This is a genomic window from Roseixanthobacter pseudopolyaromaticivorans, assembly GCF_043195145.2.
Taxonomy (GTDB): domain Bacteria; phylum Pseudomonadota; class Alphaproteobacteria; order Rhizobiales; family Xanthobacteraceae; genus NCEH01.
Genome location: NZ_CM195539.1, coordinates 3186133 through 3201962, shown reverse-complemented (window position 1 = coordinate 3201962; position 15830 = coordinate 3186133). Strand labels below are relative to the sequence as shown.

Annotated in this window: 8 protein-coding genes; 5 read left to right on the top strand and 3 right to left on the bottom strand. The window is 67.6% G+C overall.

All coding sequences use genetic code 11. From position 1 onward, the window contains the following. Positions 1-98 precede the first annotated feature (98 nt). Positions 99-1343 carry an MFS transporter gene (locus V5F68_RS15290; protein WP_394013382.1) on the top strand — a complete coding sequence of 415 codons (1245 nt, stop codon included), beginning with the start codon at positions 99-101 and terminating at the stop codon, positions 1341-1343. 182 nt (positions 1344-1525) lie between these two features. On the opposite strand, the gene rpsU is transcribed toward V5F68_RS15290, so the two are convergent. Both rpsU and V5F68_RS15280 read right to left on the bottom strand, forming a co-directional pair. After that, positions 1526-1756, bottom strand: a complete 231-nt coding sequence (gene rpsU, locus V5F68_RS15285; RefSeq protein ID WP_348847404.1) for a 30S ribosomal protein S21 — start codon at positions 1754-1756, stop codon at positions 1526-1528. 227 nt (positions 1757-1983) lie between these two features. Beyond that, positions 1984-5238 (bottom strand): Rne/Rng family ribonuclease, encoded by a 3255-nt coding sequence (locus V5F68_RS15280; protein ID WP_394013381.1) that lies wholly within the window; start codon positions 5236-5238, stop codon positions 1984-1986. Between the two features lie 867 nt (positions 5239-6105). On the opposite strand from V5F68_RS15280, the gene V5F68_RS15275 reads away from it, so the two are divergent. From V5F68_RS15275 to prfB, 3 genes are all read left to right on the top strand, one after another. Next, entirely contained in the window at positions 6106-7452 is a 1347-nt protein-coding gene (locus tag V5F68_RS15275; RefSeq protein ID WP_394013380.1) for an N-acetylmuramoyl-L-alanine amidase, read from the top strand. Positions 7453-7709: 257 nt separating this feature from the next. After that, positions 7710-10160 carry a penicillin-binding protein 1A gene (locus V5F68_RS15270; protein WP_394013379.1) on the top strand — a complete coding sequence of 817 codons (2451 nt, stop codon included), beginning with the start codon at positions 7710-7712 and terminating at the stop codon, positions 10158-10160. A 168-nt stretch (positions 10161-10328) separates the two neighbouring features. Further along, entirely contained in the window at positions 10329-11459 is a 1131-nt protein-coding gene (gene prfB / locus V5F68_RS15265) for a peptide chain release factor 2 (RefSeq protein ID WP_394013378.1), read from the top strand. A gap of 47 nt (positions 11460-11506) precedes the next feature. Here the strand turns inward: prfB and bcp are convergent, their stop codons facing one another. After that, on the bottom strand, positions 11507-11980 hold the full coding sequence (gene bcp / locus V5F68_RS15260; protein ID WP_394013377.1) for a thioredoxin-dependent thiol peroxidase: 474 nt from the start codon (positions 11978-11980) through the stop codon (positions 11507-11509). Between the two features lie 134 nt (positions 11981-12114). Here bcp and V5F68_RS15255 point away from each other — a divergent pair, with 134 nt between their 5' ends. Beyond that, complete coding sequence (locus tag V5F68_RS15255; protein WP_394013376.1) at positions 12115-15711, top strand: YhdP family protein; 3597 nt, start codon at positions 12115-12117, stop codon at positions 15709-15711. Positions 15712-15830 lie beyond the last annotated feature (119 nt).

Here is a 15830-nt window from a genome sequence, read left to right as displayed (position 1 = left end):
AATGCGCAATTCGCATATTGAAAATCACCTTAATTCAATTGTCGCATAAACAGGAACGCACATACAGTCCCGCCAACTCAAATTCGCGGGATCTTCCCATGACAGATGTTCCGGCCGCCGATGGCGTGCCACTTTCCTCCGCCGCCCCGGCCGTTCCCGTCGAGGCGGGAACGCGCGCGCCGCCGACCTTGCTGTTCGCGATCGCCGCCGGCCTCCTGATCTCGGACATCACGGCAACCCAGCCGCTGGTGGGGGCCATGCGCGAGAGCCTCGCCATCACGGAAGGGCTGGCGAGCCTGGTGGCGACTCTGGCCCTGCTCGGTTATGCCGCCGGCCTGCTGTTCATCGTGCCGTTGGCCGACCGCATGGAGGCGCGAAAGCTGGCGCTGCTGATGCTCGCGCTCGGCATCGCCGCGCGGCTCGCGCTTGCCGGCGCCCCGACGTCCATCGCCGCCTTCGGTGCCGCGTTCGCCGTCGGCATCGGATCCAGCGCCGTCCAAGTGCTGGTGCCGCTCGCCGCCTCCATGGCGCCGGAGCATGAGCGCGGCAAGGTGGTGGGCAACATCATGGCGGGGGTGATGGCTGGTATCCTCCTCTCCCGTCCGCTGGCCGGGCTGATTGCGGATTTCGCCGGCTGGCGCGCCTTCTTCCTCATGACGGCGGGGGCGACGACGCTGCTGTCGGTGGTGCTGGCCCTGCGCTTGCCCAATCACCCCCCGCGCACCCAGGAGAGCTATCGCGCGCTGCTGGTGTCGCTGGTGACCCTGGTGCGGGAAGAGCCGGTGCTGCGGCGCCGCGCCCTGACGGCCGCGCTCGGCATGGCAGCCTTCAGCTCGTTCTGGACCATGATCGCGCTGCGGCTCGCGGACGCTCCATTCTCCTTGTCGGCGAGCCAGATCGCGGTGTTCGCGCTCGCCGGCTGCGGCACGATCCTGATCGCGCCGCTCGCCGGGCGCGCGGGAGATCGGGGATGGACCAAGGGCGGCACGCATGTGGCCCACATCGCCATGCTGGCCGGCGCGGGGATCGCCGCGCTCGCCGGATGGCTGGCGCAAGGCGGCGCGTTCGGCGTGCCGCTGGCCTTGCTGGTGGTGGCGGGGCTGGTACTCGACATGGGCTGCGTCGGCGACCAGACGCTGGGGCGGCGGGCGATCAACATGATCCGCCCGGCCGCACGCGGCCGCATGAATGGCCTGTTCTCCGGAATCTTCTTCATTGGCGGGGCCATCGGCGCGTCGCTCAGCGGCGTCGCCTATGCGAGCGGCGGCTGGCTCGGCGTGTGCGCCCTCATCGCCGGGTTCTCGGTTGTCGCCGGGCTGGTCGGCTTGTTCGAGCCGCGCTGATCCGAATCGCAGACCCTTCAGCAGGAACGCCGGCCCTCGTGGCCGGCGTTTTCGTTTGGCGCCCTCGCGGCGCCGGACACGAGCGGGCGGGTGCACAACGCAAAAAACCCGCGCGGCAGGGGCCACGCAGGTGTCGCTTCAGCTCAATGCCTCGCCAGCCGCTTGGGCGGCTGGAGACCCGCTCAGCGGGTGGGGCGGGGCTTGCTGGGGATCAGGCCTTCGCGCTGGGCGCGCTTGCGGGCCAGCTTGCGGGCGCGGCGAACGGCTTCGGCCTCTTCGCGGGCGCGCTTCTCGGACGGCTTCTCGTAGTGACCACGCAGCTTCATCTCGCGGAAGATCCCCTCACGCTGCATCTTCTTCTTGAGCGCCTTGAGGGCCTGATCGACATTATTATCGCGGACGAGAACTTGCACGTGTTGCCTCTTCGAGCTGTTGCGCCGAGCGAACTTGCACTGGTCTGAAAAACGTATCCGGAAGCAGGAGGGGCGCTTTCACGCCGGACCATATCTCTGCCGGAAGGAGCGCTCTCATATCAGAGGCCCCGGTCTTTGTCCACACTTGCTCCGCCCGTCAACGGGGCGCCGCAATCAAAAAAGGGCGACACTTGGTGCCGCCCTTTTGCATTTCAATTCGATGCGCCTCAGGAGCCGCCGAACAGCTTGCGCTGCCACCAGCCCGAACGGGGCTTGGCGCTGGGGGCGGCCTCCTGGCTCTCGCTGGCGGCCACCGGTGCGGGCTGGGCCACGGGGGCTTCCGCCTCGGCGCTGGCGCCCGGTTCAGCGGCGACGATGTCAGCGTCGGCGATGGGCACGCTGGCGCTTTCCTGGTTCGATGCCGCGGCTTCCGCAGCGGGCTCGGCCGCGGTCACGGGCTCGGTGGGGGCGATGGCCCCGTCCTCGCCCAGGATGACCGGCGCCTTCTCACGCACCGTCGAGCGGCGGCGCGGGGCGGGTGCGGGTTCCGGCTCGGCCGGACCCGGGGCAGGGGGGATAACGGCGGCCGGAGCAGGCGCCGGTGCCGGCAGGGGCGCCGGAGCGGGCTCGGGCGCAGCCTGCTCGACCACAGCCTGTTCGGCCACTGGAGTCTCGATGTCGCTGGGTGCGCTCACCGGCGCGGCTTCGAAGGCGGCTTCGGTCAGGGCCACCGGGGATTCGGCGCTGAGCGTCGTCTCGGGGCCGTCGGCCTCGCCTTCGCCTTCGGCGGCCAGCGGACCTTCTGCGGCGTCCTCGTCTTCGCCGGAGCGCGGCGCACCCTCCTCGCCCTCACGGCGATTGCGGCGGCCGCCCCGGCGACCGCGCCGGCGCCGGCGGCGCTCGCCCTCGGTCTCGCCACGGGCTTCGCCTTCGGCGCGCTCTTCCTCGTCGGATTCTTCTCCCTCGCCTTCGCCTTCGGCGCTGGCGGCGAGATCATCAGCCTCGGCAGATTCCCCGTCTTCATCGGCGGGAACGCCACGGACTTCCCCGTCGCGCTCGCCACGCCGGCGACGACGGCGGCGGCGGCGGCGGTTGCCGTTCTCGTCCACGCGCTCGGCGCTGCCTTCGCCGTCGGCCTCGGCCTCGGCTTCGCCTTCGCTCTCGCCGGCCTCGGCCTCCTCGCCGGTGTCCTCATCCTCCTCCTCATAATCCTCCTCGGGGAGGATCGAATCGGGATGCACGGCCTTGGAGAGGCGCGGCGCGGCCGGCGGCGGCACGGCAAGGTCGCCCTTCTCGATCAGGAAGGGCTGGTGGCCGGTGACGCTCTCGTCCGCCGTGATGAGCAGCGTGACGGAGAAGCGCTCTTCCAGCTCGCGCAGATGGGCGCGCTTCTGGTTCAGCACATAGAGCGCCACTTCCGAGCGGGTGCGGGCGATCAGATTGTGCGTGGCGCCGCGCACGAGCTGTTCCTCGAAGGCGCGCAGCAATTGGAGGGCGACCGAGGCCGCCGAGCGCACATGGCCGGTGCCGCCGCAGGTGGGGCACACCTCGATGGAGCTTTCCAGCACGCCGGTGCGGATGCGCTGGCGCGACATTTCCATGAGGCCGAAGTGCGAGATGCGGCCCACCTGGATGCGCGCGCGGTCGTTCTTCAGGCAATCCTTGAGCTTGCGCTCCACCGCCCGGTTGTTGCGCTTCTCCTCCATGTCGATGAAGTCGATGACGATCAGGCCGGCAAGGTCGCGCAGGCGCAGCTGGCGCGCGATTTCCTCGGAGGCTTCCAGATTCGTTTTGAGCGCGGTGTCCTCGATGTGGTGCTCGCGCGTTGAGCGGCCCGAGTTCACGTCGATGGAGACCAGGGCCTCGGTGGGGTTGATGACGATATAGCCGCCGCTCTTGAGCTGGACCACGGGGGAGAACATCGCATCGAGCTGATGTTCCACGCCGTGCTTGGCGAAGATCGGCTGGTGATCGTGATAGGCGACGACGTTCTTCACATGGCTCGGCATGAGCATGCGCATGAAGTCGCGGGCCTCGCGGAAGCCCTCTTCGCCGGCGACGTGGATGTCGTCGATGTCCTTGTTGAACAGGTCGCGGATGGCGCGCTTGATCAGCGAGCCTTCCTCATAGACCAGGCTCGGGGCGCTGGAGGTGAGGGTCAGCTCGCGCACCGTCTCCCACAGGCGCAGCAGATATTCGAAGTCGCGCTTGATCTCGACCTTGGTGCGGTTGGCGCCGGCGGTGCGCAGGATGATGCCCATCCCTTCCGGCACCTCCAGATCCTGCACCACTTCCTTCAGGCGCTTGCGGTCCACCGCATTGGTGATCTTGCGCGAGATGCCGCCGCCCCGCGCGGTGTTGGGCATCAGCACGGAATAGCGGCCGGCGAGCGAGAGATAGGTGGTGAGAGCCGCGCCCTTGTTGCCGCGCTCCTCCTTGACCACCTGCACCAGCATCACCTGGCGGCGGCGGATGACTTCCTGGATCTTGTAGGAGCGGGCGCGGCGCTGGTGCGCGCGCTCGGGCACCTCTTCCATGGCGTCGTCGGAGCCCATCTGCTCCACGCCTTCGTCTTCTTCCTCGCCGTCCTCGTCCTCGTCGTCCTCGGCGGAGCGGCGGGATTTTTCCGAACCGCGACGGCCGCGCGGCGCGCGCTCGCGCGGCTCACGCCCGGCTTCGGCGGATTGGCTTTCCGATGCGTCCGGCGCGGCCTCAAGGGCGGCGGCCTCCTCGCCCTCGGGCGGCAGGATCGGGTTTTCCTCGCGGTCGGCGAGCGGGGCTTCCTCGCGCGCCTCGTCCTCGAAAGCGGCGCGGCTGTCCAGCCCGGCCTGCTCCTGGGGAGCGGGCAGTTCGCTGTCCACTTCGGCAGGCGCCCCGCGCTCGTGGCTCGCGCCCGCCTCGTGGGCGATGATGTCTTCCACATCGGTGGAGGCCGGCAGGTCGCGCGGATCGACCGGCACTTCCTCGCCGGTGTCGGTCTCGGCATAATCGCCGCCGAGCCGCTCCGGCTGTTCCTCGTCGTCATAGGACGAGGAGCCACCGGAAATCTGGCCGTCCTCGATGGTCTCGACCACGTCGGACTCGTCGATCTCCTCGACATTGCCGGAAACGCTCTCGTCCGACGACGGCCGGCGGGATTTGGGCCGCTCGCGGCGGCGCTCGCGGCGCTCGTCTTCCTCGTCGGCGGCGCGCGCGGCGCGCTCTTCTTCCTCGATCAGGGCGAGACGGTCGGCGACCGGGATCTGGTAATAGTCGGGATGGATCTCGCTGAAGGCGAGGAAGCCGTGCCGGTTGCCGCCATATTCGATGAAGGCGGCCTGAAGCGAGGGCTCGACCCGCGTCACCTTCGCCAGATAGATGTTACCCCGCAATTGCTTGCGGGACGCGGACTCATAGTCGAATTCTTCGACCCGATTGCCGCGCACGACCACGACCCGGGTCTCCTCCGGGTGGGTCGCATCGATGAGCATTTTGTTGGGCATGGAAATCTCTCTGCGCGGCGTCGGAGACACAGCTCCGCGACGGTCGGCGCGGCAAAGCCTGCGAACCGCCGATACGCCTGAAATTGAAGCGGGAGGAGACAGAGGAGCCGTAGCGCGCGGGGGTCATTTCGACACCCTCCGCATCGAGACACACGGGCGCACGTGGTGCGCGCTGTTCGTGCGGTTGAAAGTCATGCCCTCGGCTACTCGTTCCTCAGCGAAGCATCAGACCAGGCGAGTGCCCGGCCCCGGCATACGGCAGCCCGATTCCCCCCGACAGACAGCTTCCTCGGCGGCATGAGCGACGCGAGCGGCCGTCCAGTCGCGCGCTTTGGGCGCGCGCGCCGCAGGATGGCACACTCAAATTCTTGAGCAGCCTGCGACGGGAGATGCCTGACCGGCTTCAGGAAAGTGGAAGTTCCCAAGCAGGACGCCATCAGCGGCAGCCGCGGCAGCCGGGGGCCGAAGAGCCTGTTCCGGAACGCGAACCGTATACATCTCCTTCTTACTCGTCCCGCTCGCCTCTTGGCAAGGTTCATGCCTGTTCCACCGGCAACAATGTCGTTCTGGCCTGTGTCGGACCGACCACAGGCCAGCGAGAAGTGAGCGGGGCGTCAACCTTGGATTAACGAAAGCGCCTCTATCCGGTACAAATGGCAAGTCTTGCCGTCTCCCGAGGCGGACGAGGGAAGGTTCCTGGACATGTGGGCCCGCAGACAGCGCGCCAGACGGACCGAAGCGGCGCCGGCATCGCCCCCGCCGTCGTGTGCCGCTGCCCGCGCGTGCATCGCCGACCGTTCAGACAGCCCGCGCGGCCCGGTTCGCCCCGCCGTGCGGCCGCAAGGCGTCCTCGCGCGGATGGTCCATTTGTCCGCTCCCCTGGTTCTGGCGGCCTGCATCAGCCTGGGTTTTGCTAGCGGCTCGCCCGTCGCGGCCGCCGAAGCGGCGGCGGTGCAGGTGGCCGCGCGCCCCGAAGCGGCACCCGCTACCGCCCCGGCCGTTCCGGAGCCGGCCGAAGATGCGGCGCGCCCCGCGGCCGCCGCGCCGGGCCCTGCGATCGCGACCGACGCGCGCCTCGCCGGCGATGTCCAGCGCACCCGCCTCGTGATCGATCTCAGCCGGCCGGTGGAATTCCGCGCCTTCACCCTCGCCAATCCCTATCGCGTCATCCTCGACCTGCCGGAAGTGCGCTTCGCCTTCGATGCCTCGAAGGGACAGACCAAGCGTGGGCTGGTCAATGCGTACCGCTACGGCGATTTTGCACCCGGCAAGGCGCGCGTGGTGGTCGATCTCGCCGCCCCGGTCACCATCGACAAGGCGTTCGTGCTGGAAGCGGTGGACGACCAGCCGGCGCGGCTCGTGCTCGATCTCGTGAAGACGGACGCGGCCAATTTCACCTCCACCCTGGCCACCGCGGCCGAAGCGCGCGGCGCCCCGCCGGTGGCGGTGCAGGTGGACACCGCATCCGACGGGGATACCCGGCCGGTGATCTGTCTCGACCCCGGCCATGGCGGCATCGATTCGGGCACGACGGGAGCCAGCGCGTTCGCGGAAAAGAATATCGTGCTGGATGTGGCCCTGGCGCTCAAAGCCAAGCTGGAGGCGAGCGGGCAGTATCGCGTCGTCATGACGCGCTCCACCGACACCTTCATCGCACTCGGGGAGCGGGTGCGAATCGCCCGTGCCAACCGCGCCGCCCTGTTCGTTTCCATCCATGCCGATGCGCTCGCCCGCAATGACGGGCAGGCCCGCGGCGCCAGCGTCTACACCTTGTCGGAAACCGCCAGCGATGCCGAAGCCGCCCATCTGGCGGAGCAGGAGAACAAGGCGGACCTGATCGCGGGCGTGGATCTCTCGGAAGAGAGCAACGAGGTCGCCGGCATCCTGTTCGACCTCGCCCAACGGGAAACCAAGAATTTCTCCGCCTTGTTCGCCCGCAGCCTCGTGGGTGCGATGAAGGGGGCGGGGCGGATCCACAAGACGCCGTTGAAATCCGCCGGCTTCCGCGTGCTGAAGGCACACGACGTGCCCTCGGTGCTGGTGGAGCTGGGCTATATGTCGAGCCGCGAGGACCTCAAGCTGATGACGTCGGACGCCTGGCGCGACAAGGTCACGGACGCCATGCAGAGCGCCATTACCGAGTTCTTCGCCACCCGGGTCGCCGGCGGCATCGCTGCACCGGCCCCCCTCGCCACGGGAAGCGTTCCGCGCTGATCGCGCCGCCTGCCGGCATCTGCCGCACCGGAACCTGTCGCTTCGATATATGCCGTTAGGGCAGGATCTGTCTTTTTGACGCTCCGTCGTGAAGCAGCCACTTTTGGCCAACATAGCCGTCTCAGCGGCACCGAATTCCCATGTTCTCGTGCCGGCACCCTTGCACAAAGGGGGCGAATGCGGCTTTTGGGAGAGGCTTGCCCCATGCGGGCAGGGAAAGCCGCCGTTGCGGGTGTCGTGGAGGGAGAGCCGGCGAAATGCGGCTGCTGTTGAGGTTCTTCGGATTTCTGTTCGCCCTCGGCACGCTGGTGCTCCTCGGCGGGGCCGCGGGGGCGACCTATTTCATCTGGAAATATTCCCAGGACCTGCCCGACTACACCCAATTGCAGAATTACGAACCGCCGGTGATGACGCGCGTCCATGCGGATGACGGCGCCCTGGTGGCGGAATGGGCGCGCCAGCGCCGCCTCTATATTCCCATCCAATCCGTGCCGAAGCTGGTGATCGAGGCGTTCCTGTCCGCCGAGGACAAGAATTTCTACGAGCACGGCGGCATCGACCCCTCCGGCATTTTCCGTGCCGGCATGCTCTATCTTCAGAATTTCGGCTCGAACCGCCGGCCGCAGGGCGCTTCCACCATCACCCAACAGGTGGCGAAGAACTTCCTGCTGACCAACGAAGTGTCCTTCGACCGCAAGATCAAGGAAGCGCTTCTGGCGCTGCGCATCGAGCGCGCCTATTCCAAGGACCGCATTCTCGAGCTCTATCTCAACGAAATCTATCTCGGCATGGGCGCCTACGGCATCGCCGCCGCGGCGCTGGTCTATTTCGACAAGTCGGTCGAGGACCTGAACATCCAGGAAGCGGCCTATCTCGCCGCTTTGCCGAAGGCGCCGTCCTCCTACAACCCGTTCCGCGAGCGTGAGCGCGCCACCGACCGCCGCAACTGGGTCATCGACCGCATGGCGGAGAACGGCTACATCACCGCCGCCCAGGCGGAGGCGGCCAAGAAGTCCGCCATCGACGTGACGCCGCGCCCCACCGGCGCGCAGATCTTCGCGGCGGAATATTATGCTGAAGAAGTGCGCCGTCAGATCTATGAGCGCTATGGCGAGACCAAGCTCTACGAGGGCGGCCTCTCTGTGCGCACGGCGCTCAATCCGAAGATGCAGATGATCGCCAAGAAGACCCTCTCCGACGGTCTCGTGCGCTTCGACGAGCAGCGCGGATGGCGTGGCCCGGTCAACCACATCGACGTTTCCGGCGACTGGGGGCAGAAGCTGTCCGAGCTGAAGGCCTATTACGACATCCCCTGGAAGCTCGCGGTGGTGCTCGATTCGGGCAAGGACACGGCGCGCATCGGCCTGCAGCCGCCGCGCGAGAAGTCGGGCAGCCTCTCCTCCCAGCGCGATCTCGGCCTGATCAATCTCGACGGCGTGAAATGGGCCCGCTGGACCAAGGGGCCGGACGCCTACAAGGCCGTGACCTCGGTCGCGCAGGTGCTCAAGCCCGGCGACGTGGTCTATGTCGAGCAGATTGCCGGCAAGGACGGGCAATATCGCCTGCACCAGATTCCGGACGTGGAAGGCGCCATGGTGGTGATGGAGCCGTTGACCGGACGCGTGCTCGCGCTTTCCGGCGGCTTCTCCTACGACGAAAGCCAGTTCAACCGCGCCACGCAGGCGCTGCGCCAGCCCGGCTCCTCCTTCAAGCCCATCGTCTATTCCTCGGCTTTGGACAATGGCTATACGCCCTCCACCGTGGTGCTGGACGCGCCCATCGAGATCGACCAGGGCCCCGGCCTCGGCGTGTGGGCGCCGGAGAACTACGCCAAGAAATTCTACGGCCCGCAGACCCTGCGCTTCGGCCTGGAGCAGTCGCGTAACGTGATGACGGTGCGCCTCGCCCAGGACATCGGCATGCCGCTGGTGGCGGAATATGCCAAGAAGTTCGGCGTCTATGACGACATGCTGCCGGTGCTCTCCATGGCCCTCGGGGCGGGCGAGACCACGCTCATGCGCATGGTCGGCGCCTATGCGATCATGGCCAATGGCGGGCGCAAGGTGACGCCCTCGCTCATCGATCGCATCCAGGACCGCTATGGCCACACCATCTACCGCCACGACGAGCGCGAGTGCCGCGGCTGCGATGCGGACAGCTGGCAGAACCAGCCCGAGCCGACCCTGATCGACCGCCGCCCCGTGGTGCTCGACCCCATGACCGCTTACCAGATCACCTCCATGATGGAGGGCGTGATCCAGCGCGGCACGGGCACGGCCCTGAAGGATCTCGGCAAGCCGGTGGCCGGCAAGAGCGGCACCACCAATGACGAGAAGGACGCCTGGTTCGTCGCCTTCACGCCGGAAGTCGTGGTGGGCGTCTATCTCGGCTACGACAAGCCAAAGCCCATGGGCAAGGGCGCGACCGGCGGCGTGCTTTCCGCCCCGATCGTGCGCGACTTCATGAAGACCGCGCTGGCCGACCGCCCGGCCATTCCGTTCCGCGTGCCGCCGGGCATCAAGCTGGTGCGCATCAATCCCAAGAGCGGGTTGCGTGCGAGCACGGGCGAAAACGCGATCCTGGAAGCGTTCAAGCCGGGCACGGCGCCGCCGGACAGCTATTCGGTGATCGGCGCGAGCGACGCGCCCCTCACCGTGACGCCCGAGGCCGACCGCGCGGTGCGCGCCGGCACCGGCGGACTGTACTGACCCTTCCCATTTCTGCTTTCGCCATCGGGCGGAGCCGGCCTGAACCCGCCGGCTCCGCCTTTTTCATTCCTGCCGCGACGGCTCTGCGGCGCGGCGTCGCCCGGCGCCCGTTTACAGGCCGGCGCCCCGCCGCTATTTTCCGCGGCCCTCGGATCAGAAAGGTTTGCCATGCGTGCGGAGCTCGCCGCGAAAGTCGACGAGATCAATCAGTCCGTTGATCTGCTGCGTCAGCATCTCAATGTGGACCGCTCGCGCCGGCGCCTCGCCGAATTGAACGCCATCGCCGAGGATCCGAACCTCTGGAACGACCCCGAGCGGGCCCAGAAGATCATGCAGGAGCGCACGGGCCTGGAAGATGCGCTCGGCGCCATCGACCGGGTCAATCGCGACCTTGCCGACAATATCGAGCTGATCGAACTCGGTGAGGCCGAGGGCGACGAGGGCGTGATCGCCGAGGCCGCCGCGGCCCTGGACGGGCTGAAGAAAGAACTCGCGCGCCGCGAGCTGGATGCGCTGCTTTCGGGCGAGGCGGATTCCAACGACAGCTATCTGGAAGTCCATGCCGGCGCCGGCGGCACCGACAGCCAGGACTGGGCGGAAATGCTGCTGCGCATGTACCGGCGCTGGTGCGAACGTCACGGCTTCAAGGTGGAGCTGATGGACGAATCGCAGGGCGAACAGGCCGGGCTGAAGTCCGCCACCATCCAGGTGAAGGGCCACAATGCCTATGGCTGGCTGAAGACCGAGGCGGGCGTGCACCGCCTGGTGCGCATCTCGCCGTTCGATTCGAACGCGCGGCGCCAGACCTCGTTTGCCAGCGTGGATGTCTATCCGGTGGTGGATGACCGCATCGTGGTGGACATCAAGGAAGCCGATGTGCGGGTGGATACCATGCGCTCCGGCGGCGCCGGCGGCCAGCACGTGAACAAGACCGAATCGGCGGTCCGCCTCACCCATATTCCCACCGGCATCGCCGTGGTGAGCGAGGGCGACCGTTCCCAGCACAAGAATCGCGCGACCGCCTGGAACATGCTGCGCGCCAAGCTCTATGACCTGGAGCTGAAGAGGCGCGAGGCCGAGGCGATCGCGGAGCAGGCGGCCAAGACCGATATCGGCTGGGGCCACCAGATCCGCTCCTACGTGCTCCAGCCCTATCAGCTGGTGAAGGACCTGCGCACCGGCGTCACCTCCGGCACCCCGCAGGAAGTGCTGGACGGCGACCTCGACCCCTTCATGGAAGCGGCCCTGGCCCAGCGCGCCTATGGCGGCGGCCCGGATCAGGTCGAAGACGTGGAGTGAGCGCGCAGCGGCGCCACCGGGTGGCGCCGCTCTTGCTTTGGCAACCGCTAAGCCAGCGCCCGCGCGGCCTCCAGCACCTCTTCCGCATGGCCGGTGACTTTCACCTTCGGCCACACGCGGGCGATGGTTCCGTCGCGGTCGATGAGCAGGGTGACGCGCTCTATCCCCATGTATTTTCGGCCGTACATGCTCTTCTCGCCCCACACGCCATAGGCCGTGAGCATGGCCGTGCTCTCGTCCGAGCCGAGGGGAATATCCAGGTCGTACTTGGTCTTGAACTTGTCCTGCTTGCCAACCGGATCGGCCGAGACCCCGAGAATGGCCGTGTCCGCCTTCTCGAATTCGGTCCGCAGACCATTGAAGGCAATGGCTTCCTTGGTGCATCCAGGGGTATCAGCCTTGGGGTAGAAATAGAGCACCAGCTTGCGGCCGGAAAAGTCGCTGAGGGAAATGGTGCCGCCGCCGTCGCGGGGCAGGGTGAAGGCGGGAGCGGGTGCGCCCTGTGGGGGAATTTCAGCCAAGTGCCTTCCTTTCGACGTGTCGGTGTCATACCGCCTGAGCCAGATGCCCTTGCCTGGGGAACAGGATCGTACATTCTGGCGCCGCACCATGCGGGCGCGGGGGCGCCAGTCGGCACGCGGAGGGTTGCATAGGGATGAGCGAAAACGCGAGGCAGCTCAAGCCGGGCGAACGGCATGTGCGGCGATCGCGCCTGCAAGGCATCGCCGGCGCGCTGGTGCCGCGCAGCCGGGTCGCGCGTCTTGCCATGTGGCTGCTGGTGGGCGTGTTCGCCGTCGGTGGTATCGCGTCGCTCACACTCTATGGGTTGATCTCGCAAGGCGTCGTCACCGCAAACCTCGCCACGCCCTATATCGAACGCGCCATCGAGGAACGCCTGGGTGCGAACTACAGGGTGAAGATCGGCTCCACCACGATGGAGACCATGGAGGAGGGGCGCTCGGTCGTCATCGTGCACGACATTCGCGTCACCGGGCCGGGAAATGAACTCGTCGCCAGCGCCCCGAGTGCCGAGGTGGAGTTGGAAGGCAGCCTCCTGACGCTGTCGCCGCGCGCGCGCAGAATAGATTTGATCGGCGCGGAAATGACGGTGAAAATCGCGGCCTCCGGCTCGGTCGCGGTGGCGACCGGCAAGGGCGCGAAGGCCATCACCACGACATCGACCGGCGAGCCGCTGGTGCCGCCCCTGAGCCCCGCGACGGCCCCCGCCGGGAAAGCGCCCGCCACGCAGGCGCCCGCCGCCACGTCCGGCGGTTCGAGCGCACCCACCGCCCAAACTCCCGCCGCGCAGGCTCCCTCGGCCCAGGCTCCCTCAGTCCTTGCCTCGGGCGCCACGCGCGAGCAGATGGCGGATCCGCTGGTGCTCAAGGGGCTCGCCCAATGGCTGGAGCAATTGGAGCGCGGCGGCCTCGACGGCGGGGCGCTGCAGGACGTGGGCCTCAAGGACGGCACGCTGGTGGTGCAGAACGAGGCGAGCGGCCGCAAGGTGACGTTCGACGACATCTCGATCCGCCTCGCGCGCCCCTCCCACGGCGGCGTGGTGCTGACCTTCACGGTGAAGAGCCCGCACAGCACGGCCACCCTGGTCGCAACCATCGGCCCGGTTGCCGACCGCGAGCGCACGGTCGTTCTCGACCTCAAGGATGTCTCGACGCGCGACCTGGTCCAGGCGTTCAGCCAGGATTGGCGGCGCTTCTATATGGACATGCCCCTGTCCGCTTCGCTCAATGCGCGCCTCGCCCTCGACGGCAACGTGCGCGCCGCCAGTGCCAAGGTGCAGCTCGGCGCCGGCCAGATCGGCAATGGCGAGGACGAGCTGGAACGCTTCACCCTGGACGGCGCCGAACTGGCGCTGACGCTGGACCCGCAGCGCCGCGTGGTGGCGATCGACCAATTGATGGCCAGCAAGAATGCCAACAAGGTGGCCTTGCAGGGCGAAGTGAAGGTGCCCGCCGCCGCCGACCAGGACTGGCCCTACACCCTGCGGCAGCGCGAAGTGGTGTTCGCTGGCCCGGAAATGCCTGATCCGCCGCTGGTGCTCACATCGGTGGATGTGGTCGGGCGCTACACGCCGCCCAACAAGCAATTGCTGTTCGAGCGCGGCGGGCTCGCCAGCGCGGCCGGCGGCCTCAGCTTTTCCGGCATGGTGGATTTCGGCATCGACGTGCCGGCCATCAAGCTGAATGCGGTGGGCTCGCGCATGCCGTCCAGCACGGTGCGCCGCTTCTGGCCGGTCTCCATCGCTCCGCCGGCGCGCACGTTCGTGCTGGAGAATGTCACCGGCGGCACGATTGATGGCTCCACCATCGTCGTGAACATGCCGCTGGACCTCATCGGCCAGAAGGAAATTCCGCTGCCCGACGATGCGGTGCATCTGGAAATGAGCGGCAGCGGCTTCACCATCCAGGCGCTGAAGGGCCTGCCGCCGATCCGCGATGCCAAGCTCAATGTGGTCGTCACCGGCCGCACAGTGCGGGTGAACCTGCCCGAGGGCACGGTGGTCACGCCCGGCAATCGCAAGCTCGCCATGACCGACGGCGTGTTCTTCATGCCCGATTATTTCCCCCGCGAGCCGCGCAGCCAGATCCGGGTGAAGATCGACGGCCCCGCCGACGCCGGCATCGAAGTTCTGGGCATGGACGCGCTGAAGGGACCGGCCGGCGCCGCCTATGATCCCGCCACCACCCGCGGGCGCCTCTCGGCCCTGGTGCAGATCAACATCCATTTCCGCAAGGTCGCCGACCCGGCCGATACCGATTATTCGGTGGAGGCGACGCTGACCGATTTCGGCGTCGACAACGTGTTCGCCGGCCAGCGCATGGAAAACGCGACGGTTTCCGTGTTCGCGACGCCGGCCGGCATCCTGCTGCGCGGCGAGGGCAAGCTCGCCGGGGCGCCCGCGACCTTCGAATATGAGAAAAAGAAGGACCAGGCCGACGCCGACCTGCGCGTCAACGCCACGCTGGACGATTCCGCGCGCAGCAAGATCGGTATCGGCCTTACGGCCGTGTCCGGGCCGGTGCTGCTGAAACTGGTGGGAACCACCAACAATAACGAGACCAAGGCCAATATCGAGCTGGACCTGACCGCGGCCCGCATCTCCGATCTCATCCCCGGCCTTTCCAAGCCGGCCGGGCGGCCGCTGAAAGCGCGCTTCTCCACGATCGACACGGGCACGCGCATCAAGATCAACGAACTGGTGCTCGACGGGTCCGGCGCGCTCATCAAGGGATCGCTGGAACTGGCCGACAACGGGGACGTGAACGCGGCCAATTTCCCCACCTTCCAGCTTTCCGACGGCGATCGCGCCAGCCTGAAGGCCGACCGCTCCGGCGACGTGCTGCGGGTACGCATCACCGGCGACGTGGTGGACGCGCGCGGCATCATGAAAAGCCTCGTCGGCAGCCCCGCCGCGCCCAAGGACCCCAAGACCGGCAAGCCGCCGCGCAACCAGGATGTGGATGTGGAGGCGAAGATCGGCGCCCTCACCGGCAACAACGGGGAGGTGCTGCGCCAGATGGACCTCACCGTGAGCCGGCGCGGCGTGGAATTGCGCGCCTTCTCGCTGAGCGCCAAGGTGGGGCGCGAGGGCAATCTGGCGGGCGAGATCCGCAATACGGATGCGGGCCGGCGGGCGCTGTTCCTGCGCACCTCGGACGCCGGCGCGGTGCTGCGCTTCCTGGAGATCTATCCCAAGATCGAGGGCGGCGATATGTGGGTGGTGGTGGACCCCCCGCGCGGCGACAACTCGCCCCAGGAAGGCACGCTGAACATCCGCGATTTCGTGGTGCGGGGCGAGCCGGGGCTGGAAAGCCTCAGCGCGGCCGCGCGCGATTCCACCGGCCGCCAGGAGCCGGGCACGGCCGTGTTCCAGAAGGCGCAGGCCAAGTTCATCCGCACACCGGGCAGCGTGACCATTCGCGAAGGCGCGATCTGGGGGCCGGTCGCGGGCGTCACCGTGGACGGCACCATCGATTTCGCCGCGGAGCGCATCTCCATGCGCGGCACCTATGTGCCGGCCTATGGCCTGAACAATCTGTTCAGCAAGGTGCCGGTCATCGGCATGCTGCTGGGCGGAGGGCCGAACGAGGGGCTCGTGGGCGTGACCTTCGAGATCGCGGGGCCCATGAGCGGGCCGACGTTGCGCGTCAATCCCCTGTCCGCCGTGGCGCCGGGCTTCCTGCGCAAGATGTTCGAGTTCCGAGATTCCAGCGATACGCCCCCGGTGCGGTGACGCGGCTAACACCAGTAAAGCCACAGCTGAGAATGACTGTCGGCCAGGTAATTCGGCCGTCTCACGCCCAAGCTCCAGTTATTGGGCTGGGAACTTATTGTGCACAATAGAGTTCCTGT